We start from the raw sequence: 21740 nt of genomic DNA, 5'->3' as shown, positions 1-21740 counted from the left end.
CTCGGGCCGCAGGTCGACGAGCGCGCGGCCGACGGCCGCCGCGGGTTCGACCCCGAGCGCCGACGCGAGCCGCTCGTTGATCGCCTCCACGCGGCCGCGCGCGTCGAGCGCGACCACGCCGTCGCGCAGGTGCTGGAGCAGGTTGTCGAGCCGCTGGCGGCGGAACGCCTCGGCATGCGTCGCGTACGCGACTTCGAGCGCCGTCTCGACGGCCTTGCGCACCGACGCGTGCGAATACAGGAACACCGCGCCCATGCCGGCGCTGGCGGCGAGATCGGTGACGAGGCCGGGGCCGACGATCGTCTCGATGCCGCGGTCGCGCAGCTCGTGCACGCAGGCTTCCGCTTCCTGCGCGGACTGATATGACGCAAACTGCACGTCGAGGCCGTATGCGGCGACGAAGCGGCGCACTTCGGGCGGCGTTTCGCCTGCGCTGACGAGCGCGATCCGCGACGCGTCGCGCCGGGCGCGCGCGAGCGCCTGCATCACGTCGAAGCCGGTCGGCGACACGACCACCACCGGCACCTGCGCACGCGTCTTCAGGAAGCCGCCGTTCGAGCCGGCCGCGACGATCACGTCGGGCCGCGCGGTGCCGGCCTCGGCGATCGCGCTGAGCGCATCCTCATAGGCGCGCGTCACGATGCGCACGTCGGCGCGTTCGTCGAATTCGCCGGCGATCTCGCGAAAGAGTTCGCGCAGGCGGCTGATGCCCATCGCCCAGATGCGCGGGCGCGCCGCGCGATCCGCCGGGCCGACGGGCTTGGTCGAGGAGAGGTCCATGACGGTCGATTATGCGCGCGCGATTTCATTTTTGAAACATGAAATTGCTGAATTGAAATCGCCGGGTGCGGCATCGCCCGTGCCGGTTGCTTAAGAATCAGAGGGTTAGCGACATTCCGCGAGCTGGCCCGGTCCTTGCTGTTATCGGGCATTCCATCAGGAGGCCGTTCATGAGCAACACGCATCTTCAGAGCGCCGGCGCGAAATTCCGCGCGGCAGTCGCGGCCGAGCAGCCGCTGCAGGTGGTCGGCGCGATCACCGCGTACGCGGCCAAGATGGCGCAGGCCGTCGGCTTCAAGGCCGTGTACCTGTCGGGCGGCGGCGTCGCCGCGAACTCGCTCGGAATCCCCGACCTCGGCATCAGCACGATGGAAGACGTGCTGATCGACGCGAACCGGATCACCAACGCGACCGACCTGCCGCTGCTGGTCGACATCGATACGGGCTGGGGCGGCGCGTTCAACATCGCGCGCACGGTGCGCTCGTTCATCAAGGCCGGCGTCGCGGCCGTGCACCTGGAAGACCAGGTCGGCCAGAAGCGCTGCGGCCACCGTCCGGGCAAGGAAGTCGTGCCGGCCGACGAAATGGTCGATCGCATCAAGGCCGCGGTCGACGCGCGCACCGACGATCAATTCGTGATCATGGCGCGCACCGACGCCGCCGCCGCCGAAGGGATCGATTCGGCGATCGAGCGCGCGGTGGCCTATGTCGAGGCCGGCGCGGACATGATCTTCCCGGAAGCGATGAAGACGCTCGACGACTACCGCCGCTTCAAGGCGGCCGTGAAGGTGCCGATCCTCGCGAACCTGACCGAGTTCGGCTCGACGCCGCTGTTCACGCTCGACGAGCTGCGCGAGGCGAACGTCGACATCGCGCTGTACTGCTGCGGCGCGTATCGCGCGATGAACAAGGCCGCGCTGAACTTCTACGAGACGTTGCGCCGCGACGGCACGCAGAAGGCGGCCGTGCCGACGATGCAGACGCGCGCCGAGCTGTACGACTTCCTCGGCTATCACGAATACGAGCGCAAGCTCGACGAGCTGTTCGCGCAGGGCAAGAAGTAACGCGGCCCGCGCGCCGGGCACGATTCCCGGCATGCCTTGCATGAAACCGGGCCGCGCGCACCCGTGCCGCGCCCGGCGGACATGACACCCACGATACATATTGGAGAACGGAAAGATGAGCGAGACGAAAGACGCAGCAGCACCGGCCGCCGCAGGCGCATTCAAGCCGAAGAAATCGGTGGCGCTGTCGGGCGTGACGGCCGGCAACACGGCGCTGTGCACGGTCGGCAAGACCGGCAACGACCTGCACTATCGCGGCTACGACATTCTCGACGTCGCCGAGTCGTGCGAATTCGAGGAAATCGCGCACCTGCTCGTTCACGGCACGCTGCCGAACCTGACCGAACTGGCCGCGTACAAGGCGAAGCTGCGCGCGCTGCGCGGCCTGCCGAACGCGCTGAAGGCCGCGCTCGAGCAGATCCCGGCATCCGCGCACCCGATGGACGTGATGCGCACGGGCGTGTCGGTGCTCGGCACCGTGCTGCCGGAGAAGGACGACCACAACCTGCCGGGCGCGCGCGACATCGCCGACCGCCTGATGGCATCGCTCGGTTCGATGCTGCTGTACTGGTATCACTTCTCGCACAACGGCAAGCGCATCGAGACGGAAACCGACGACGACTCGATCGGCGGCCACTTCCTGCACCTGCTGCACGGCAAGACGCCGTCGAAGTCGTGGGTCGAGGCGATGCACACGTCGCTGATCCTGTACGCGGAGCACGAATTCAACGCGTCGACGTTCACCGGCCGCGTGATCGCGGGCACGGGCTCGGACATCTACTCGGCGATTACCGGCGCGATCGGCGCGCTGCGCGGGCCGAAGCACGGCGGCGCGAACGAAGTCGCATATGAAATCCAGAGCCGCTACAGCTCGCCGGACGACGCCGAAGCCGATATCCGCCGCCGCGTCGAGAACAAGGAAGTCGTGATCGGCTTCGGCCACCCGGTCTACACGATCTCCGATCCGCGCAACAAGGTGATCAAGGGCGTCGCGCACAAGCTGTCGAAGGAAGCGGGCGACCTGAAGCTGTACAACATCGCCGAGCGCCTCGAATCGGTGATGTGGGAAGCGAAGAAGATGTTCCCGAACCTCGACTGGTTCAGCGCGGTGTCGTATCACATGATGGGCGTGCCGACCGCGATGTTCACGCCGCTGTTCGTGATCTCGCGCACGTCGGGCTGGAGCGCGCACATCATCGAGCAGCGCATCGACAACAAGATCATCCGCCCGAGCGCGAACTACACCGGTCCGGAAGACCTGCAGTTCGTGCCGATCGAGAAGCGCTGAAACGCCCGCCGCGCGCGCCGGCGCCCGTGATGCGGGCCGCCGGCGCGCGCGGAACGTCTTACCCCGAATTCCGCCCCACATCATGAATACCGCCAACCGCAAACCCCTGCCCGGCACGTCGCTGGACTATTTCGACGCGCGCGCCGCGGTCGACGCGATCGCGCCCGGCGCCTACGACACGCTGCCGTACACGTCGCGCGTGCTCGCCGAAAACCTCGTGCGCCGTTGCGATCCGGCGATCCTCGCCGATTCGCTGAAGCAGATCATCGAGCGCAAGCGCGAACGCGACTTCCCGTGGTTCCCGGCGCGGGTCGTGTGCCACGACATCCTCGGGCAGACGGCGCTCGTCGATCTCGCGGGCCTGCGCGACGCGATCGCCGATGGCGGCGGCGACCCGGCGAAGGTGAACCCGGTCGTGCCCGTGCAGCTGATCGTCGACCATTCGCTCGCCGTCGAGTGCGGCGGCTTCGATCCGGATGCGTTCGCGAAGAACCGCGCGATCGAGGATCGCCGCAACGAGGATCGCTTCCACTTCATCGAGTGGACGAAGAAGGCGTTCGAGAACGTCGACGTGATCCCGCCGGGCAACGGCATCATGCACCAGATCAACCTCGAGAAGATGTCGCCGGTGATCCAGGCGCAGGACGGCGTCGCGTACCCGGACACCTGCGTCGGCACCGACAGCCACACGCCGCACGTCGACGCGCTCGGCGTGATCGCGATCGGCGTCGGCGGTCTCGAAGCGGAGAACGTGATGCTGGGCCGCGCGTCGTGGATGCGCCTGCCCGACATCGTCGGCGTCGAGCTGACCGGCAAGCGCCAGCCCGGCATCACCGCGACCGACATCGTGCTCGCGCTGACCGAGTTCCTGCGCAAGGAAAAGGTGGTCGGCGCGTATCTGGAATTCCGTGGCGAAGGCGCGGCGAGCCTCACGCTCGGCGATCGCGCGACGATCTCGAACATGGCGCCCGAATACGGCGCGACGGCCGCGATGTTCTTCATCGACGGCCAGACGACCGACTACCTGCGCCTCACCGGCCGCAGCGACGAGCAGGTGAAGCTCGTCGAGACCTACGCGAAGGCGGCGGGCCTGTGGGCCGATACGCTGAACGATGCGCAGTACGAGCGCACGCTGACGTTCGACCTGTCGAGCGTGGTGCGCAACATGGCCGGCCCGTCGAACCCGCACAAGCGGCTGCCGACGTCCGACCTCGCTGCGCGCGGCATCGCCGGCCAGTGGGAAGAGAAGACGGGCGAGATGCCCGACGGCGCGGTGATCATCGCCGCGATCACGAGCTGCACGAACACCAGCAACCCGCGCAACGTGATCGCCGCGGCCCTGCTCGCGCGCAACGCGAACGCGAAGGGCCTCACGCGCAAGCCGTGGGTGAAGAGCTCGCTCGCGCCCGGCTCGAAGGCGGTCGAGCTGTACCTGGAGGAAGCGAACCTGCTGCCCGAACTCGAGAAGCTCGGCTTCGGCATCGTCGCGTTCGCGTGCACGACCTGCAACGGGATGTCGGGCGCGCTCGACCCGAAGATCCAGCAGGAGATCGTCGATCGCGACCTGTACGCGACGGCCGTGCTGTCCGGCAACCGCAACTTCGACGGCCGCATCCACCCGTATGCGAAGCAGGCGTTCCTCGCGTCGCCGCCGCTCGTCGTCGCGTATGCGATCGCCGGCACGATCCGCTTCGACATCGAGAAGGACGCGCTCGGCCACGACCCGGACGGCAAGCCCGTCACGCTGAAGGACATCTGGCCGACCGACGAGGAGATCGATGCGATCGTCGCGTCGAGCGTGAAGCCCGAGCAGTTCCGCAAGGTCTACGAGCCGATGTTCGCGCGCAGCGCCGATGCGGGCGAGCGCGCGGCGCCGCTGTACGACTGGCGCCCGCAGAGCACGTACATCCGCCGTCCGCCATACTGGGAAGGTGCGCTGGCCGGCGAACGCACGCTGCAGGGCATGCGCCCGCTCGCGGTGCTCGGCGACAACATCACGACCGACCACCTGTCGCCGTCGAACGCGATCCTGCTCGACAGCGCGGCCGGCGAATACCTCGCGAAGATGGGCCTGCCGGAAGAAGACTTCAACTCGTACGCGACGCACCGGGGAGACCACCTGACCGCGCAGCGCGCGACCTTCGCGAACCCGACGCTGATCAACGAGATGGCGGTGGTCGACGGCGTGGTGAAGAAGGGCTCGCTCGCGCGCGTCGAGCCGGAAGGCAAGGTCATGCGGATGTGGGAAGCGATCGAGACGTACATGAATCGCAAGCAGCCGCTGATCGTCGTGGCCGGCGCCGACTACGGCCAGGGCTCGTCGCGCGACTGGGCCGCGAAGGGCGTGCGGCTCGCGGGCGTCGAGGCGATCGCCGCCGAAGGCTTCGAGCGGATCCACCGCACGAACCTGATCGGGATGGGCGTGCTGCCGCTCGAGTTCAAGCCCGGCACGAACCGGACGACGCTCGGCATCGACGGCACCGAGACCTTCGACGTGATCGGCGAGCGCACGCCGCGAGCCGACCTGACGCTCGTGATTCACCGCAAGAACGGCGAGCGCGTCGAGGTGCCGATGACGTGCCGGCTCGATACGGCCGAGGAAGTGTCGATCTACGAGGCGGGCGGCGTGCTGCAGCGCTTCGCGCAGGACTTCCTCGAATCGTCGCAGGCGGCCTGACGGGCCTACGGAGAGAACACGGACATGGCTCACATTCCTCAAATCAGGGTTCCCGCGACCTATATCCGCGGCGGCACCAGCAAGGGTGTGTTCTTCCGGCTGCAGGACCTGCCGGATGCCGCGCAGGCGCCGGGCGCCGCGCGCGACGCGCTGCTGCTGCGCGTGATCGGCAGCCCCGATCCGTACGGCAAGCAGATCGACGGGATGGGCGGCGCGACGTCGTCCACCAGCAAGACGGTGATCGTGTCGAAGAGCACGCGGCCCGGCCACGACGTCGACTACCTGTTCGGGCAGGTCGCGATCGACAAGGCGTTCGTCGACTGGACCGGCAACTGCGGCAACCTGTCGGCGGCCGTCGGCCCGTTCGCGATCGGCGGCGGGCTCGTCGATCCGTCGCGCGTGCCGCGCGACGGCATCGCGACCGTGCGGATCTGGCAGGCGAACATCGGCAAGACGATCGTGGCGCACGTGCCGATCGTGAACGGCGCGGTGCAGGAGACGGGCGACTTCGAGCTGGACGGCGTCACGTTCCCGGCCGCGGAAGTGCAGCTCGAATTCATGGACCCGGCCGCCGAGGAGGAAGGCGCGGGCGGGTCGATGTTCCCGACCGGCAATCTCGTCGACGATCTCGCGGTGCCGGGCGTCGGCACGCTGAAGGCGACGATGATCAACGCGGGCATCCCGACGATCTTCGTCGAGGCGGAAGCGATCGGCTATACGGGCACCGAGCTGCAGGACGCGATCAACGGCGATGCGAAGGCGCTCGAGAAGTTCGAGACGATCCGTGCGCACGGCGCGCTGCGCATGGGCCTGATCGACACGCTCGACGAAATCGCGACGCGGCAGCATACGCCGAAGATCGCGTTCGTCGCGAAGCCGGCCGATTACGTCGCGTCGAGCGGCAAGCGCGTGAACGCGGGCGACGTCGACCTGCTGGTGCGCGCGATGTCGATGGGCAAGCTGCACCACGCGATGATGGGCACGGCGGCGGTCGCGATCGGCACGGCCGCGGCGATCCCCGGCACGCTCGTCAACCTGGCGGCGGGCGGCGGCGAACGCAACGCGGTGCGCTTCGGGCATCCGTCGGGCACGCTGCGCGTCGGCGCGGAAGCGCAGCAGCAGGAGAACGGCGAGTGGACCGTCACCAAGGCGATCATGAGCCGCAGCGCGCGCGTGCTGATGGAAGGCTGGGTGCGGGTGCCGGGCGACGCGTTCTGATCGTTGCCGGCGGTATCGGCGCGGATGCGGGCGGCTTCGGCCGCCCGCGTCGTTTTCGTCAGCCGTGCAGGAAGCGGCGCAGCGCGTCGTGGCTCAGGCGGCGCGCCGTTTCGGCGATGCGCGCGCCGGGCACGATGTCGAAACCGTGCACGCCGCCGGGCAGCACGTGCAGTTCGGTCGGCACGCCCGCGCGGAGCAGGCGCCGCGCATAGTCGAGGTTTTCGTCGAGGAACAGGTCGAGCGAGCCGACCGACAGGAACGCGGGCGGCAGGCCGTCGAGCCGCGTGGCGCGCGCGGCGGCCGCGTAGGGCGACACGCCGTCGATGCCCGGCGCGTGACCGAGCAGCGAGGTCCAGCCGAACCGGTTGTTGGCCGCGTGCCAGACGAACTCGCCGGCATGCGGGTGCGGCGTGCGCGTGCAGGTGCGATCGTCGAGCATCGGGTAGATCAGATGCTGGAACGCGAGCCGGTATTCGCCGCGGTCGCGGGCCAGCAGCGCCAGCGACGCGGCGAGTCCGCCGCCCGCGCTCTCGCCCGCCACGCCGATCCGCGACGCATCGATGCCGAGCGTATCGGCGTGGCGGAAGACCCACGCGAGCGCCGCGTAGCAATCCTCGATCGCGCCGGGAAACACGGTTTCAGGCGCGAGCCGGTAGTCGATCGAGATCAGCGCGCAGCCGAGCTGCGTCACGAGCGGCCGGTGCACCGCCTCGAGATCCTTCGCCTTGCCGCGCACGAAGCCGCCGCCATGCAGGTGAACGATCGCCGGGAGCGGGCGCGCGTGATGGTCGGGCAGGTAGACGAGGACCGGGACGTCCGGCGCACCGGCGGGGCCGGGCACCGTGCGGTGTTCGAGCGTGCTGCCGGCCAGGTCGGGCGGCGGCAGCGGCAGCACGCGTTCGCGCGACTGCGCGAGGTTGTCGATGCCGAGCGTGACGGTCGGCCAGGTCTCGAGCAGCGGGCGGATTTCAGGGTCGACGAGATGCAGGGTGTCCAACGCATGGCTCCATCGTGAAGGTGGGCGGTGCGCCGCGGTCAGAGCGCGCTGCGCGCGATGACCCAGCGGTGCACCTCGGTCGGGCCTTCGAAGATGCGCATCAGCCGCGCTTCGCTGGCCATCTGCTGCAACGGCATTTCCTTCGTCATGCCCATCGCGCCGAGCGTCTGCATCGCATGATCGATGACGCTCGACGCCATTTCGGTGGCGAACACCTTGACCATCGAGATCTGCGTGCGTGCATCCTGGCCGGCATCCACGCGCACGGCCGCTTCGTAGGTCATGAGGCGGCACGCGTGGATCTGCGTGAGCGCGTCGGCGACCCACCACTGGACCGCCTGGCGTTCCGCGAGCGGCACGCCGAAGGTCTTGCGCTGTTTCGCATGGTCGCACAGCATCGCGACCGCGCGCTCGGCGCGGCCGATGCACCATGCGGCCATCTCCAGCCGCCGGTTCGCGAGCCGTGCCTGCATCGGCGCGAAGCCGGCACCTTCCTGGCCCAGCAGTTGCGCGGCGGGAATGCGGCAGTCGTCCAGCACGATTTCGTAGGTCGACAGCCCGCCGATCATCGGGATCCGCCGTTCGATGATGAAACCGGGCGTGCCGCGGTCGACGATGAATGCCGACATGCCGCCGCGCTTGCCCTTGCTTCGATCGGTGAGCGCCATCACGATCGTCCAGTCGGCTTCGGGCGCGTGGCTGATCCAGATCTTCCGTCCGTTCAGCACCCAGTTGTCACCGTCGCGCACGGCCGTCGTCGACAGCGCGCCCGGGTCCGAGCCGGCGCCCGGTTCGGAGATCGCCATCGCGGCACGCGTGACGCCGCGTGCGTACGGTTCGAGATAACGCGCGCGCTGCGCGTCGTCGGCCACGTCGCACAGCATCCGCAGGTTCGGCGAATCGGGCGGCAGGATGTACGGCGTCACGGTCGTGCCGATCGCTTCGTTGACGCCGACCATCGCGACGGCCGGCAGGTCCGAGCCGCCGGCGTCGAGCGGCGCGTCGAGGCCCCACAGGCCGAGCTGCCGGGAACGCTCGTCGAGGTGGGCGCGTTCTTCGTCGAGCAGCCCGAAGCGCTGGCCGTCGGCCTCGCGGGCCATGACCGCTGCTTCGAGCGGGATCAGCTCGTCCTGCACGAAACGTGCGACGAGGTCGCGGATCATCCGGTGTTCGAGTTCAAGGTCGAAATTCATGGGAGTCGATGAGGGTGAGTAAAGGGGGGCGATGCCGTCAGCCGGCGTTCGCACGCGACACCGCGCGGGTGCGCAGCGTGCCGAGCAAGGCGACGGCGCCGGCCGCGAGCAGCGCGGCGTTGAAATAGAGGCCGCCGCGCATCGACCCGGTGGCCGTGTTGAGCACGCCCATCAGGAACGGGCTCGCGAACCCGCCGATCGCGCCGGACATCGTGATCGCCGCGATCGCGACCGCCATCGAGCGCTTCGGCAGCGCGAGCCCCGGCAGCACCCAGAACGCGGGCAGGGCCGCGGCGTGCGTGGCGACCGCGACGCAGAGCGCGATCATCAGGTGTGATGTGCCGGCGGTGCTCGCCAGCCCGGCGAGCGAGGCCGCGCACGCGAGCATCGCGACCGCGCCGTGCCCGCGCCATTCGCGCCGCCGCTCGGTGCGCCAGCCCATCGCGAGCATGCCGACGATGCCGCACAGGTAGGGCAGCGCGGACAGCACCCCGATCCGCATCGCGCCATGCAGGCCGCCGCGATGCAGGATCACGGGCATCCAGAACACGAGCGCGTAGCCGGCGGCTGCGATCGCGAAATTGGCCGCGCACAGCAGCCAGAAATCGCGGTGGGCAAGCAGCGGCCGTGCCGCGTTCGCGTCCGGTGTGGCGGCTTCGGCGTGCGCGTGCGCGGCGCGCAGCGCGGCCTTGTCGGCGTCCGACAGCCAGCGCGCGTCGTCCGGCCGGTCGTCGAGAAAGCGCAGCGCGACGAGGCCGAGCACGCTGCTCGGCAGCCCTTCGACGAGGAACAGCCACTGCCAGCCGCTCAGGCCGGCGGCGCCGTCGAAGAACGAGAGGATGGCGCCCGACACGGGGCCGGCGATCAGCCCGGCGAGGTACAGCGCGGTCATGAACAGCGCGAACGCCTTCGCGCGCTGCCGCGGCGGATACCACGCGCCGAGATAGAACAGGATGCCGGGGAAGAAGCCGGCCTCGAACACGCCGAGCAGGAAGCGGCACGCGTAGAACTGCGCGGGCGTCGTGACGAACATCGTCGCGGCCGAGCCGAGCCCCCACAGCACCATGATCCGGGCAATCGTCTTGCGTGCGCCGATCCGCGCCAGCAGCGCGTTGCTCGGAATCTCGAACGCCATGTAGCCGATGAAGAAGATGCCCGCGCCGAGCCCGTAGACGGCGTCGGAGAAGTGCAGTTCGGCGGCCATCTGCGCATGCGCGAAACCGATGTTGATCCGGTCGATGAACGACAGCGTGTAGCAGAGGATCAGGAACGGCAGCAGCCGGCGCGAGATCCGCCGGTAGAGCGCCTGCGTCGCGCGATCGCCGGCGGCGGCCGCGTGAGTGGAAAGGGTCGGGGTCATGGACACTCCGTCAGAAGCGGTGGGCGATGCCGAGCGCGAACACCTGCCCGGTGCCGCCCGGTTGCGGCTGCAGGCCGACGACGACCGTGTTGCGGGCGTCGCCGCCGTTCTTCACGTACAGATAGCGGGCGTAGAGCGACGTGCGCTTCGACAGCGGATGGTCGTAGCCGACGCCGAGCGCGGTCGCGTCGTTCGCCGAGCCTTTCACGTCGCGACGCACGACCGAGACGAGCACGCGATCGAGCGCGCCGACGTTGATCGACGCGCCGGCGCTCGCGGTCGAGAACGCCGGCAGGTGCGCCGCCGTGCCGACGCCGTACAGGAACGCGGCGTACAGCTTGACGCGCGCGAATGCGTAGTTGGCCGCGAACACGTAGTGGCGCGTCGTCGACGGCGAGACGACGGGCGCCAGGTTGCCGGCCGACGTGTCGCCCTGGAAGCCGGCGCCGAGATAGAGCCCGCCGATCCGGTACTGGAGCCCGGCGCCGTAGTTGCGCCCGGCCTGCGTGGACAGCGCGTTGGGCGTCGGAAAGCCGTACGTGGCCATCACGCGCAGGCCGTTCCAGTCGGGGCTCAGGTACGACGCCGCCTGGTTGAAGCGCGGAATCGGCGGCGTCGTGTTGCTCGTGATCGTGTCCGTCGACGTCGCGAGCAGCGCGAGCGGCGACAGCCGTTCGTTGAGCCCGAACGGATCGCCGTCGTACACGATGTAGAACGCGGGCGTGTATTGGCGGCCGAGCCGAAGGTCGCCGTAGCGCGTGTTCTGCAGCGACACGTAGGCCTGCCGGTAGAACAGCGTGCCGCCCTGGAACGATCCGTCGGCCGGCGAGAAGCCGCTTTCCAGCACGAACTTCGTCGACGTGCCGCCGCCGAGATCCTCGACGCCCGTCAGTCCGATGCGGCTCGTCGACGATCCGCCGCCGCTTTGCCGCAGGCTCGACAGGCTGCCGATGCGGTCGAATTCGACGTAGCTGTCGACGATCCCGTACAGCGTGACCGACGATGCGTGCGCCGACGTGGCGCTCAGCACGCACGCGCCGATCAGGAATGCTTTCCGTTGCATGAAGGTGTCTCCGTTCCATGTCTTGTTGTGGCGCGCCCGCGTTCTGGGAGCGGTTGCGCGCGGGGTGCCGCCGTGCCGCGTCGGTTCAGCGCCCCTTGAATACCGGCTTGCGTTTCTCGAGAAACGCGCGGGCGCCCTCGATCCGGTCCTCGCTCGCGTAGACGTCGGGGCCGACGTCCAGCCGCAGCGCGGCGGCCGCCGGCAGCCCCTGGCTGCGTGTCGCGGTTTCCTTGATGCGGCGGATCGTGAGCGGCGCGTTTTCGGAGATCGTCCGCGCCAGTTCGCGCACGGTGTCGTCGAGCGCGGCGGCGGGGACGACGCGGTTCAGCAAGCCGACGCGCTGCGCCTCGTCCGCGTCGAGGCGACGGCCCGTGAACAGCAGCTCCATCGCGATCGCGCGCGGCAGCAGGCGCGGCAGCAGCACGCTCGCGAAGTTCGCGCCCATCCCGACGCGCGCCTCGGGCAGCGCGAAGGTCGCGTGATCGGCGGCGATCCGCAGGTCGCACGCGAGCGCGATTTCAAAGCCGCCGCCGACGGCGAAGCCGTTGATGGCCGCGATGGTTGGCTTGCGCAGTTCCAGGATCAACTCGTGCACGTTGCGGGCGAGCCCGCGCATCGGCCGCATCCCGCGAATCTCGGGATCGCCGAGATCGACGCCCGCGCTAAATGCGCGCTCGCCCGCGCCGCGGATCACGATGACGCGGATCGACGGGTTGTCGTCGAGCGTGACCAGTTCGTCGCACAGGCGCCGGATCGCGTCGGCGGACAGCGCGTTGGCGACGTGCGGGCGATGGATCGTCAGCCACGCGATGCCGTCGTCGTCGTTGCGCAGGATCGACGGGGCGTCGTCGCCCGTCAGCGAGGAAAATGCGCCCGGCGTGGTCATGACGCGCTCCCGGCAGCATTCGCGCGCGTGTCGTGGAGCACGCCCGCCTGCCGCAACGCGTCCCGGCGCGCCGCGTCGATACCGAACGCGTCGAGCACGGCGTCGGTGTCGGCGGCGAACGGCTGCGGCGGCCGGCGTATCGATCCGGGCGTACGGGAAAGCTTGGCGGGGATGCCTGCGCCGGTGTACGTGTCGGTGTCGACGAACATCGCGTTGCGCGCCGCCTGCGGGTGGCCGAACGCGTCGGCGACGGTGTTCACCGGCCCCGTCGCGACGCCCGCGTGCATCAGCCGCTCGACGACCTCGTCGGCACGCAGCTCGGCGGTCAGCTGGCCGAGCAGCGTGTCGAGCGCATCGCGATGCGCGACGCGCTGCGCGTTGGTCGCGAAGCGCGGATCGCGCGCCAGCTCCGGCACGCCGAGCGCTTCGACGAGCCGCGCAAACGTGCGGTTGTTGCCGGCGCCGGTCGCGACCGGCTTGTCCTTGCACGGATAGACGCCGTACGGCGCGATCGCGCCGTACACGTTGCCGGTCGCGACGGGAACCTCGCCGGTCGCCATCCAGCTCGTGCTGACCGGATGCAGCATCGACAGCGCCGTGCTGAACAGGTCGATGTCGACGTGCTGGCCGAGGCCGGAGCGCGTCCGTTCGACCAGCGCAAGCAGGACGCTCGATACGGCGCTCATGCCGGCCGCGAAGTCGACGACCGGAAACGGCACCTTGAGCGGCATGCCGCCCGGTTCGCCGTTGATCGACATGAAGCCGGCGAGGCCCTGCGCGACGGCGTCGTAGCCCGGAAACCGCGCGAGCGGGCCGTCGGTGCCGTATCCGGAGATCGAGCAGTGAACGAGGCGCGGAAAGCGCTCGCGCAGGCAGTCTTCGTAGCCGATGCCCCAGCGTTCGAGCGTGCCCTGCTTGAAGTTGTCGACCAGCACATCGGCTTTCTCGAGCAGGCGGAACAGCACGTCGCGTCCGTCGGGATGCGACAGGTCGAGCGCGAGATTGAGCTTGTTGCGGTTGAGCCCCCAGTAGTAGCTGGAGAGGCCGTTCGGCATCGCGGGCCCCCAGTCGCGCGTTTCGTCGCCCTGCGGCGGTTCGATCTTGATGACGTCCGCGCCGTGGTCGGCGAGCGTCTGCGCGCAGAACGGCCCCGCATAGACGCGGCTCAGGTCCACCACACGCACGCCCGCGAGCGCGCCTTCGTTACTGCTGGTCATGACGATGTCTCCTTCGATGGGGATGCGATGCGCCGGCAGACCGGCACGCGCCGGCTGCACGGCCGTGATGCGTCGGGGTTCAGCTGCGTGCGGCGAAGAGTGCGTCGACCGCCGCGCGATGTTCCGGGGTCGCGTGCGCGAACGCCTGGTACGACGCCGACAGGTCGAGCACCGTGTCGAGGCTTGCATGGCGGCTTTCGCGCAGCAGGCGCTTGGTCAGGCGCAACGCGGTGCCCGAGTGGCGGGCGATGCGGCCGGCCAGTTCATGGGCGTGCGCGAGGAGGTCGGCGTCGGGCACGACGCGCGACACGAGCCCGCAGCGCAGCGCGGCCTGCGCGTCCAGTGCATCGCCCGTGAACGACATTTCCGCGGCGACGGCGGCGCCGACGATCTGCGGCAGGAACCATGCGCCGCCGTCGCCGGGCACGAGGCCGAGGGCGATGAAGCTCTCGGCGAAGCGCGCGCGGTCGGCGGCGATGCGGATGTCGCACATGCACGCGAGGTCGGTGCCGGCGCCGATCGCCGGGCCGTTGACCGCCGCGATGGCCGGCACCTCGAGTTGCTGGAACGCTCGTGCAAGGCGCTGAATGCCGCGGCGGTAGCCGGACCGGATCGCGGCAAGGTCGTGCGACTCCGATTCCATGAATGCGCGCATCGCCTTTACGTTGCCGCCCGACGAGAACGTCGTGCCGGCGCCGGTCAGGATCAGCACGCGGATCGACTCGTCGCGGTTCGCGTCGTCGCAGCATTCGGTCAGCGCGTCGATCGCATCGGTGTCCGAAATGGCGTTGCGGGTTTCGGGACGGTTCATCGTGACGGTCAGGATCGGGCCCTGCCGTTCACGGATCAGAAAGGCTGCCATGATGTCTCCGTGTGTTCTGTGCCGCGGGGCTTCACGCCGCGGGCCGAAGCCTAGTATCGTCACGACGGTTGGCGGCGGGAAATTCCGTTCCACATATGTGGAAGGCCCGTCCCGGTTGCAGCGGAGAGGGCGGGATGAGCGGAAACGTGGTCAAGAGCGCGGCGCGCGTGTTCGAGGTGCTGGAACTCTTCAGCGCATTGCAGCGGCCGCTGAGCGTGCGCGAGATCGCCACGCGTTGCGGGTATCCGGGTTCGAGCGCGGCGGCGCTGCTGACCAGCATGAAGGCGCTCGGCTATCTTTCGTACGACGACGCAACCCACGCGTATGCGCCGACCGCACGGCTCGTCAACCTCGGCGAAGCGCTCGTCGATTCCGCGGCCGGCAGCCGGCGGCACTGGCATGCCGTCGCGAAACGGCTGGCGCTGCGCACGCACGAGGCGGTCGTGATCGCGGTGCAGAGCGACCTGTACGTGCAGTACATCGACGCGGTCGAGGGCTCGCATACGATTCCGATCCAGTTCTACGCGCCGATCGGCACGCGTCGCGAGATCTGCATGTCGGGGCTCGGCTGGGCGCTACTGAGCCTTCAGCCGGACAGCACGATCCGCCGGCTCGTATCGCGCAGCATTCGCCGGATCGGGAAATCGGGCAGGACGATCGACGAGGACGTCGTGCTCGACAAGGTCGAACAGACGCGCCGGCTCGGTTATTCCTATTCGGCGCATACGGTCACGCAGGGCGCCGCGATGATCTCGATGGTGATCGCGGACGGCTGGAACGGCCTGCCGCTGGCCATGGGCGTGGCCGGGCCCGTCGAGCGGATCGGCGCGCGTCGCGACGCGATCGTGCGGGCGATGCGGGAGGCGCTGGACGCGCAGCGTCCGGATGTGGCGTCCGGCTAGCCGGCCGAGGCCGGCGCGCGCCGGCATTCGCATAGAATCGGGCGGTTTCGCCGCTCTTGTCCCGACTGCATTTCAGCGAGGCTGTCATGTCATTGAACGCGCCGCTTTCCGGCATCCGCATCATTGAATTCGAAGGTCTCGGCCCCGGCCCGCTCGCGGGCTGGATGCTCGCGGGGATGGGGGCGCGGATCACGCTGATCGCGCGCCCGGCCGGCCGCACGAGCGCGCCGGACGCATTGAAGGCCCGCGACGGCGACCTGCTGCGCGAAGGCAAGACGATCGTCGAACTCGACCTGAAGTCGCCGGCCGGCCGCGAGGCCGCGCTCGACCTGATCGCGCAGGCCGATGCGCTGATCGAGGGCCTGCGGCCCGGCGTGATGGAGCGGCTCGGCCTCGGGCCTGAAGATTGCGCGCGCCGCAATCCGAAGCTCGTGTACGGCCGGATGACCGGCTGGGGCCAGCACGGCCCGCTCGCGGCCGCGGCCGGGCACGACCTGAACTACGTCGCGCTGACAGGGCTGCTGTCGCTGTCCGCGCCGCGCGACGGCCGGCCGGGGTTGCCGCCAACCGTCGTCGGCGATGCGGGCGGCGCGCTCGGGCTCGCGTTCGGGATCGTCTGCGCGCTGTTCGACGTGCGCGGCGGCGGGCCGGGGCGGGTGGTCGACGGCGCGATCGTCGACATCGTGTCGATGCTCGGTTCGCTCGCGCTGTGGGCACGCGCGAACGGGCAGCTCGACGGTGCGCAGCCGAGCCTGTTCCACGATGCGCCGTTCTACGACGTGTATCGCTGCGCGGACGGCGAGTGCGTGACGATCGGCGCGCTCGAGCCCCCGTTCTACGCGCTGCTGGTCGAACGGCTCGGGCTGACCGACGTCGATCCGGCATCGCAGTACGACCGCGCACGCTGGCCCGCGCTGAAGGCGCGTTTCGCCGACGTGTTCGCGCAGCAGCCGTCCGCGTACTGGCGCGCGCTGCTCGAAGGCACCGACGTGTGCTTCGCGCCGCTGCTGAGCGTGGCGGATGCGGTCGCGCATCCGCATAACGTCGCACGCGGGATCTATCGAACGGACGAGAACGGCCACGTGCGGGCGCGGGTGGCGCCGCGGTTTTTGCCGCTGGCGGGGGATGAGGCCGAGTAGCGCGTCGAAGCTCGCGGTGAGGGAGCAAACCCGGCGTTATCGTGAGGGCATTCTGGATAGAGCCAAAGTTGGTACCGAACAAGGTACGGTGAAATTTCGATCGAATCAGGAGCGGACATGCTCCACACCATTCTGGCCAGCGTGACGGCGAGCGTTTCGGAGCTGAAGCGGAACCCGATGGGAACCGTGGCGGCGGGCGAGGGCTTCCCGGTTGCGATCCTGAGCCACAACGAACCTGCGTTCTACTGCGTCCCGGCGAAGACATGGGAGGCGATGGTCGAACGTCTCGAGGATATCGAAGACAACGCGCTCGTCGATTCGCGCGCCAACGGGAAAGTCGTCAAGGTCAAACTGGTTGACCTTTGAGTTCGCGTTGCTCGAACCTGCGTTGAAGGCGTGGAAGAAGCTCGACCGCACCGTTCGCGATCGGTTCGAGGCGAGACTTGCCGAACGGCTCGAAAATCCTCGCATTCCTTCGGCCAGGCCGTGCGACACGCGCCGTGGCTTCGGCGTTTCGCGGCTTGTCTCGTCGAACCGGCCGGTGCCGCCCGTCAGGCCGTCTCTTCCGGCGCATCCGGCATCTTCCCGTCGCCGACGCGGTTGATCGTGCCTTGCGCGATCGCGACGAGCCGTTCGTGATCGCCGTCGATGACGAACACGTGACACTGGCAGGTCGCCTGGTGCCGGCCCGCGTACACGAGCTTCGCGCGCGCGACGAGCGTGCCGTTCACGGCCGGCCGCAGGTAGTTGATCTTGTATTCGGCCGTAATCACGCGCGGGCCCAGCACGAGCGCGCCGGCGAACGTCAGCGCGTTGTCCGCCAGGTAGCTGATGACGCCGCCGTGCACGAACCCGTGTTGCTGCCGCAGTTCCTCGCGCACGGGCAGGCACAGCGACACTTCGTTGTCGCCGATATGCATCAGCTCCGTGCCCAGCAGCATGCTGAACGGTTGCGCGCGCAATGCGCCGCGCGCGTGATCCGTGATGTCGGTCATCGAACTTCCTTCGAAATGAGCGCCCGCTTGCGCTGAACTCTAGGAAGGGGGCTGCGGATAAGCAAGGAAATTCGTCCGCATTTCGTGCAAATTCCGGCGCGATGCGACGCGATTATTGCGTCGAATACCGAAGATCCCCCGGTTTGCCGGCGATTCCGCGGGAATGCACGAGCAACGTGAACTTTGCCGTCTCCCGGTCCTAAAGTCCGACGAAGAAATGCCGCTAATGCCGGGGCATTGCCTCATCGTCCGCTTTCCAGGAATCTCCCCCATGTTCGGAAAAATCAAGCTCGCGTCGGGTCTGCTCGGCGTGTTGACCGTGTTCTGCCTTTTCCTGTTCGCGATCGAGGCGCTCGGCTTCTGGGCGCTCACGTCGACGCGCAGCGGCGTCGACGACCTGTCGAACGTCGCGATCACGCAGGTCGGCGCGGCGAGCCAGGCCACCCAGCAACTGCTCGACGCGCGCATCAACCTGTCGCGCGCCGGCACGCGGATGGTGCGCGGCGGCCCGAAGCCGGACGACATCATCCGCCATGCCGGCGCGTCGCTCGCGGAAGCCGACAAGGCGTTCGCCGCGCTGACGGCCGTGCAGCCGGTCGACGAGACCAACCGCGCGCGCGTCGCGGCGCTCACCGAGCGTTATCGCGCGCTGCGCGGCGCGCTGGGCGAACTCGTGCAGTTCCTCGACGCCGACAACATCCAGGCATTCCTCGACCAGCCGACGCAGGGCATCCAGGACGCCTATATCGCCGAGCTGCGCCGCTTCACCGACTACGGCGGCACATCGAGCCGCTCGGCGCTCGATACGATCGACGGCGGCATGCTGTGGTTCAAGTCGGTCGGCATCGTGCTGCTGGTGGCGATGCTCGTGGCGAGCGCGGCGATCTACGCGGCCGCGCGCCGCGCGGTCGTCGCGCCGCTGGAAGAAGCCGGCCGCCATTTCGAGCGGATCGCGCAGGGCCGGCTCGATGAAGTCGTGCGGGCAGGCGGCGTGTTCGAGATCGACCGGATGCTGCGCGGCCTCGCGACGATGCAGACGAGCATCGCGGGCACCGTGCGCACGGTGCGCCAGGCGTCCGATGCGATCCACCTCGGCGCGGGCGAGATCGCGGGCGGCAACGCCGACCTGTCGGCGCGCACCGGCACCCAGGCCGCGTCGCTCGAGGAAACGGCCGCGAGCATGGAGGAGCTGACGGCAACCGTCCGTCAGAACACCGACAGCGCCCGCGCGGCGAGCGCGCTGGCCGACGCGGCGCTCGAGGCGACGAGCCACGGCGGCGGCGTGGTCGACAGCGTGATCGACCGGATGCGCGGCATCGCGCAGAGCTCGGGGCGGATCGCGGAGATCATCTCGGTGATCGACGGCATCGCGTTCCAGACCAACATCCTGGCGCTGAACGCGGCCGTCGAGGCCGCGCGGGCCGGCGAACAGGGCCGCGGCTTCGCGGTCGTCGCGGGCGAAGTGCGCTCGCTCGCGCAGCGCAGCGCGCAATCGGCGAAGGAGATCAAGGCGCTGATCGAGGATTCGGTCGCGCAGATCAACGGCGGCGCGGAGCTCGTCGAGCGCGCCGGCGAAGCGATGCGGACGGTGTCGACGTCGATCACGCGCGTCGTGCAGACGATGTCCGAGATCACCTCGGCGTCGGTCGAGCAGAGCGTCGGGATCGAGCAGGTGAACCAGGCCGTCACGCAGATGGATCAGCTCACGCAGCAGAACGCGGCGCTGGTCGAGGAAGTCGCGGCGGCGGCCGCGTCGCTGAACGACCAGACCGCGCACCTGATGCAGGCCGTGTCGGTATTCGAACTGGGCGACGGCCGTGCCGCGCGCGACGAACGCGCGGCGTCGTCGTTCGCCGGGACGGGTTACGAACCGGCCGGCAGCGCCGCGTAGGCGGTCGCGAGGTGGTAGGGCGTCGTCGACGGCATGTCGGCGCGCGACACCTGCCCGTCAGCCGTCTTGCACTCGAACCAGCCGCGCGGATGCAGGAAGCGCGCGGCGAAGCGCTCGATCTGCCGTGCGAGCGGCGCGGAGGCCGGCGTGCCGCCGTGCGTCGCGAGCGCGCGCAGGTACTCCGTCTGCGCCCAGATCCGCTGCGTGCCGTCGACGCACGCGCCTTGCGCATCGAGCGCCGCGCAGACGCCGCCCGTCTGCGGATCGACACCGTATTGCTCCGCAAAGCCGAACGCGCGCGACAGCGCAGCGGGGAGCCCCGTTTGCGCGAGCCGCGCGCCGGCCGCATCGACCAGATAGAACCACTCGAACTGATGACCGGGCTCGAAACGGTTGTCTGCCGCGCCGAGCGGCAGCTCGGCGACGCAGCCGGTCGCCGCGTCGACGAACGTGCGCTCGACGGCCTGCGCGGTGTGCGCGAGCGCGTCGTCGAACGCCGCGTCGCCGAATGCATCGGCAGCCGCGAGCCAGGCTTCGGTCAGGTGCATCAGCGGATTCTGCAGCGCCCCGCTGCCGGATGACGAGAAATCGGCGTGGCGCGCCGCATCGAGCAGCGCGTCGCCGGGATGCGGCGCGAAACGGTCGCGGATCAGCGCGGCGGTCTCCTCGGCCGTCGTGCGCGCGGCGGCGTCGCCCGACGCCGCGTACCAGGCGGCACACGCGAACACGATGAATGCGTGCGTATAGAGATCCTTGGTCGTGTCGAGCGGCGCGCCCTGCGCGTCGACGCTGTAGATCCAGCCGCCGTGGCGCGTGTCGCGAAAGCGCCGGCCCAGCGCGTCGAACAGCGTGGCTGCATGCGCGGTGTCGCCGGCCTGCGCGAACACGAACAGTTGCCGTGCGCACGCCATTGCGCGATAACGGGTCACGGGCAGCGGCGCGTGGGTGGCCGGATCGACGGCTTCGAACGGCAGTTGCAATGTCTGGTCGAACCCTGAACCCCGCCAGATCGGCAAGACGACGTGCGCGAAATGGTGGCGCAGCTGGGCGGCCTGGGCGGAAGCGGAGTCGGAAACGGACATGACGGGGTTGAGCGCTGGGTTCGAAACGTGTCGGCGCGGCCCGGAGGATCGGCGCGGCCGGGGCCAAGGATAAAACATTCCGCGCGGCCGGCACCAAAAAAGGAGATAAATCGCATGCTGAGCAACCTGGAACTCGTGATGCGGCTCGTTCTCGCGGCGGCGCTCGGCAGCGTCATCGGCTTCGAGCGCGAGCGCCTGTCGTGGGCCGCCGGTCTGCGCACGCACATGCTCGTCTGTGTCGGTTCGACGCTGATCATGATCGTGTCGGCGTTCGGTTTCGCCGACGTGCTCGGCAGCAGCGACCACATCATGCTCGATCCGTCGCGGATCGCCGCGCAGGTCGTGTCGGGCATCGGCTTCCTCGGCGCGGGTTCGATCCTGCTGCGCGGCGAGATCGTGCGCGGGCTGACGACCGCCGCGAGCCTGTGGTCGGTCGCCGCGATCGGCCTTGCGGTGGGGGGCGGGCTGTACGTCGCGTCGATTTCGGCGACGATCATCATCCTGATCATCCTGGCCGGCATCAAGCCGCTGGAGCGGCGCTATTTCACGGTGCGGCAGCGCCGTCAGGTCGCGCTGACGGTCGTGAGCGGCACGCTGAACTTCGATTCGCTGCATGCGGCGCTCGGCCCGGACAGTGCGCGCGTGAAGCAGTTCATCGTGCAGCGTGCCGACGACACGGGCGAGCACGACGAGGTGCGCATCGCGCTCGCGCGGGTGTCGGCGCTCGAATACCAGGCGATCTGCGACAAGCTGCGCGCGCTGAAGGGCGTGACGCGTTTTGAAGAGGGCAACGGGCTGTCGGGCGACGAATAGGCTGAATCGGCAACGGGGCATGCGACAATGGCCGACCACCGATTCCGTTCGACATCCGGTTCCGTGTTCGCGGGCCCCGCTATCCGATTTCCATGACCTCTGCCAAGAGTAGCGGATAAAGCCAATAAATTCAATTGGTTATTCGGTATCGGATTTATTGGCCCATCGCGCAGCCTATCATTCGATTTGGGCTTGCGATAGGAGGATGTGGCTGGGGTTAGGGACGTTGGCTTGCTTTCGCATCATGCGATGTCGCAGGCGCAGAGGGGGGGCGACGAAAAGGCCGGCCCTTATACTTGACACATTGCCAACG

At 69.0% G+C, this 21740-nt stretch carries 19 protein-coding genes; 9 read left to right on the top strand and 10 right to left on the bottom strand.

Translation table 11 applies throughout. The features are described from left to right. Nucleotides 1-780: PrpR N-terminal domain-containing protein (locus DPV74_RS12340; protein ID WP_119337278.1), on the bottom strand; the 780-nt coding region annotated here is incomplete at its 3' end. Nucleotides 781-950: 170 nt separating this feature from the next. On the opposite strand from DPV74_RS12340, the gene prpB reads away from it, so the two are divergent. The 4 genes from prpB to prpF all read left to right on the top strand — a co-directional run bounded on the left by prpB (nt 951) and on the right by prpF (nt 7027). Then, nucleotides 951-1844, top strand: coding sequence for a methylisocitrate lyase (gene prpB / locus DPV74_RS12335; RefSeq protein ID WP_027790337.1), 894 nt, complete (start codon nt 951-953; stop codon nt 1842-1844). A 115-nt stretch (nt 1845-1959) separates the two neighbouring features. After that, nucleotides 1960-3132, top strand: coding sequence for a 2-methylcitrate synthase (gene prpC, locus DPV74_RS12330; protein WP_027790338.1), 1173 nt, complete (start codon nt 1960-1962; stop codon nt 3130-3132). Nucleotides 3133-3214: 82 nt separating this feature from the next. Then, on the top strand, nt 3215-5809 hold the full coding sequence (gene acnD / locus DPV74_RS12325; RefSeq protein WP_119337275.1) for a Fe/S-dependent 2-methylisocitrate dehydratase AcnD: 2595 nt from the start codon (nt 3215-3217) through the stop codon (nt 5807-5809). A gap of 24 nt (nt 5810-5833) precedes the next feature. Further along, nucleotides 5834-7027 carry a 2-methylaconitate cis-trans isomerase PrpF gene (prpF, locus tag DPV74_RS12320; protein ID WP_059693069.1) on the top strand — a complete coding sequence of 398 codons (1194 nt, stop codon included), beginning with the start codon at nt 5834-5836 and terminating at the stop codon, nt 7025-7027. A gap of 58 nt (nt 7028-7085) precedes the next feature. Here the strand turns inward: prpF and DPV74_RS12315 are convergent, their stop codons facing one another. The 7 genes from DPV74_RS12315 to DPV74_RS12285 all read right to left on the bottom strand — a co-directional run bounded on the left by DPV74_RS12315 (nt 7086) and on the right by DPV74_RS12285 (nt 14605). Continuing rightward, nucleotides 7086-8024 carry an alpha/beta hydrolase gene (locus DPV74_RS12315; RefSeq protein WP_119337274.1) on the bottom strand — a complete coding sequence of 313 codons (939 nt, stop codon included), beginning with the start codon at nt 8022-8024 and terminating at the stop codon, nt 7086-7088. Between the two features lie 38 nt (nt 8025-8062). Then, nucleotides 8063-9217 (bottom strand): acyl-CoA dehydrogenase family protein, encoded by a 1155-nt coding sequence (locus DPV74_RS12310; protein ID WP_119337273.1) that lies wholly within the window; start codon nt 9215-9217, stop codon nt 8063-8065. Between the two features lie 37 nt (nt 9218-9254). Continuing rightward, complete coding sequence (locus DPV74_RS12305) at nt 9255-10577, bottom strand: MFS transporter (RefSeq protein ID WP_119337272.1); 1323 nt, start codon at nt 10575-10577, stop codon at nt 9255-9257. A 10-nt stretch (nt 10578-10587) separates the two neighbouring features. Continuing rightward, entirely contained in the window at nt 10588-11640 is a 1053-nt protein-coding gene (locus DPV74_RS12300; RefSeq protein WP_060315732.1) for a porin, read from the bottom strand. An 85-nt stretch (nt 11641-11725) separates the two neighbouring features. Continuing rightward, on the bottom strand, nt 11726-12526 hold the full coding sequence (locus tag DPV74_RS12295) for an enoyl-CoA hydratase/isomerase family protein (RefSeq protein ID WP_119337271.1): 801 nt from the start codon (nt 12524-12526) through the stop codon (nt 11726-11728). Next, on the bottom strand, nt 12523-13743 hold the full coding sequence (locus DPV74_RS12290) for a CaiB/BaiF CoA-transferase family protein (protein ID WP_119337277.1): 1221 nt from the start codon (nt 13741-13743) through the stop codon (nt 12523-12525). The genes DPV74_RS12295 and DPV74_RS12290 overlap by 4 nt, the downstream gene beginning before the upstream one ends. 79 nt (nt 13744-13822) lie before the next feature. Further along, complete coding sequence (locus DPV74_RS12285) at nt 13823-14605, bottom strand: crotonase/enoyl-CoA hydratase family protein (RefSeq protein WP_119337270.1); 783 nt, start codon at nt 14603-14605, stop codon at nt 13823-13825. 134 nt (nt 14606-14739) lie between these two features. Between DPV74_RS12285 and DPV74_RS12280 the strand changes: the two genes are divergently transcribed. From DPV74_RS12280 to DPV74_RS12270, 3 genes are all read left to right on the top strand, one after another. Then, on the top strand, nt 14740-15507 hold the full coding sequence (locus DPV74_RS12280; RefSeq protein WP_119337269.1) for an IclR family transcriptional regulator: 768 nt from the start codon (nt 14740-14742) through the stop codon (nt 15505-15507). Between the two features lie 86 nt (nt 15508-15593). Then, nucleotides 15594-16646 (top strand): CaiB/BaiF CoA-transferase family protein, encoded by a 1053-nt coding sequence (locus DPV74_RS12275; protein ID WP_119337268.1) that lies wholly within the window; start codon nt 15594-15596, stop codon nt 16644-16646. Nucleotides 16647-16763: 117 nt separating this feature from the next. Further along, the gene (locus DPV74_RS12270) at nt 16764-17012 is read left to right on the top strand and encodes a type II toxin-antitoxin system Phd/YefM family antitoxin (protein WP_119337267.1); all 249 of its coding nucleotides are present in this window, start codon (nt 16764-16766) and stop codon (nt 17010-17012) included. Nucleotides 17013-17197: 185 nt separating this feature from the next. Here DPV74_RS12270 and DPV74_RS12265 read toward each other — a convergent pair whose 3' ends face one another. Beyond that, nucleotides 17198-17641: a PaaI family thioesterase gene (locus tag DPV74_RS12265; protein ID WP_011353771.1), complete on the bottom strand. Its 444-nt coding sequence runs from the start codon at nt 17639-17641 to the stop codon at nt 17198-17200. A gap of 271 nt (nt 17642-17912) precedes the next feature. Between DPV74_RS12265 and DPV74_RS12260 the strand changes: the two genes are divergently transcribed. Further along, on the top strand, nt 17913-19532 hold the full coding sequence (locus DPV74_RS12260) for a methyl-accepting chemotaxis protein (protein ID WP_119337266.1): 1620 nt from the start codon (nt 17913-17915) through the stop codon (nt 19530-19532). Here the strand turns inward: DPV74_RS12260 and DPV74_RS12255 are convergent. Then, the gene (locus DPV74_RS12255; RefSeq protein ID WP_027790352.1) at nt 19505-20614 is read right to left on the bottom strand and encodes an AGE family epimerase/isomerase; all 1110 of its coding nucleotides are present in this window, start codon (nt 20612-20614) and stop codon (nt 19505-19507) included. The two genes, DPV74_RS12260 and DPV74_RS12255, sit on opposite strands and share 28 nt — an antisense overlap. 114 nt (nt 20615-20728) lie before the next feature. Between DPV74_RS12255 and DPV74_RS12250 the strand changes: the two genes are divergently transcribed. Further along, entirely contained in the window at nt 20729-21427 is a 699-nt protein-coding gene (locus DPV74_RS12250) for an MgtC/SapB family protein (protein WP_059693051.1), read from the top strand. The last annotated feature ends 313 nt before the right edge of the window (nt 21428-21740 follow it).

The organism is Burkholderia sp. HAN2018, assembly GCF_024704855.1.
Classification (GTDB): domain Bacteria; phylum Pseudomonadota; class Gammaproteobacteria; order Burkholderiales; family Burkholderiaceae; genus Burkholderia; species Burkholderia cepacia.
Note: the sequence above shows the minus strand (reverse complement) of the source record. Positions and strands in the feature narration are given on the sequence as shown.

Excerpts from the sequence above, each read along its gene's own strand:
- prpB (WP_027790337.1), top strand. The coding sequence starts at position 951 with ATGAGCAACACGCATCTTCAGAGCGCCGGCGCGAAATTCCGCGCGGCA.
- prpC (WP_027790338.1), top strand. The coding sequence starts at position 1,960 with ATGAGCGAGACGAAAGACGCAGCAGCACCGGCCGCCGCAGGCGCATTC.
- acnD (WP_119337275.1), top strand. The coding sequence starts at position 3,215 with ATGAATACCGCCAACCGCAAACCCCTGCCCGGCACGTCGCTGGACTAT.
- prpF (WP_059693069.1), top strand. The coding sequence starts at position 5,834 with ATGGCTCACATTCCTCAAATCAGGGTTCCCGCGACCTATATCCGCGGC.
- DPV74_RS12310 (WP_119337273.1), bottom strand. The coding sequence starts at position 9,217 with ATGAATTTCGACCTTGAACTCGAACACCGGATGATCCGCGACCTCGTC.
- DPV74_RS12305 (WP_119337272.1), bottom strand. The coding sequence starts at position 10,577 with ATGACCCCGACCCTTTCCACTCACGCGGCCGCCGCCGGCGATCGCGCG.
- DPV74_RS12300 (WP_060315732.1), bottom strand. The coding sequence starts at position 11,640 with ATGCAACGGAAAGCATTCCTGATCGGCGCGTGCGTGCTGAGCGCCACG.
- DPV74_RS12295 (WP_119337271.1), bottom strand. The coding sequence starts at position 12,526 with ATGACCACGCCGGGCGCATTTTCCTCGCTGACGGGCGACGACGCCCCG.
- DPV74_RS12290 (WP_119337277.1), bottom strand. The coding sequence starts at position 13,743 with ATGACCAGCAGTAACGAAGGCGCGCTCGCGGGCGTGCGTGTGGTGGAC.
- DPV74_RS12285 (WP_119337270.1), bottom strand. The coding sequence starts at position 14,605 with ATGGCAGCCTTTCTGATCCGTGAACGGCAGGGCCCGATCCTGACCGTC.
- DPV74_RS12280 (WP_119337269.1), top strand. The coding sequence starts at position 14,740 with ATGAGCGGAAACGTGGTCAAGAGCGCGGCGCGCGTGTTCGAGGTGCTG.
- DPV74_RS12275 (WP_119337268.1), top strand. The coding sequence starts at position 15,594 with ATGTCATTGAACGCGCCGCTTTCCGGCATCCGCATCATTGAATTCGAA.
- DPV74_RS12270 (WP_119337267.1), top strand. The coding sequence starts at position 16,764 with ATGCTCCACACCATTCTGGCCAGCGTGACGGCGAGCGTTTCGGAGCTG.
- DPV74_RS12265 (WP_011353771.1), bottom strand. The coding sequence starts at position 17,641 with ATGACCGACATCACGGATCACGCGCGCGGCGCATTGCGCGCGCAACCG.
- DPV74_RS12260 (WP_119337266.1), top strand. The coding sequence starts at position 17,913 with ATGTTCGGAAAAATCAAGCTCGCGTCGGGTCTGCTCGGCGTGTTGACC.
- DPV74_RS12255 (WP_027790352.1), bottom strand. The coding sequence starts at position 20,614 with ATGTCCGTTTCCGACTCCGCTTCCGCCCAGGCCGCCCAGCTGCGCCAC.
- DPV74_RS12250 (WP_059693051.1), top strand. The coding sequence starts at position 20,729 with ATGCTGAGCAACCTGGAACTCGTGATGCGGCTCGTTCTCGCGGCGGCG.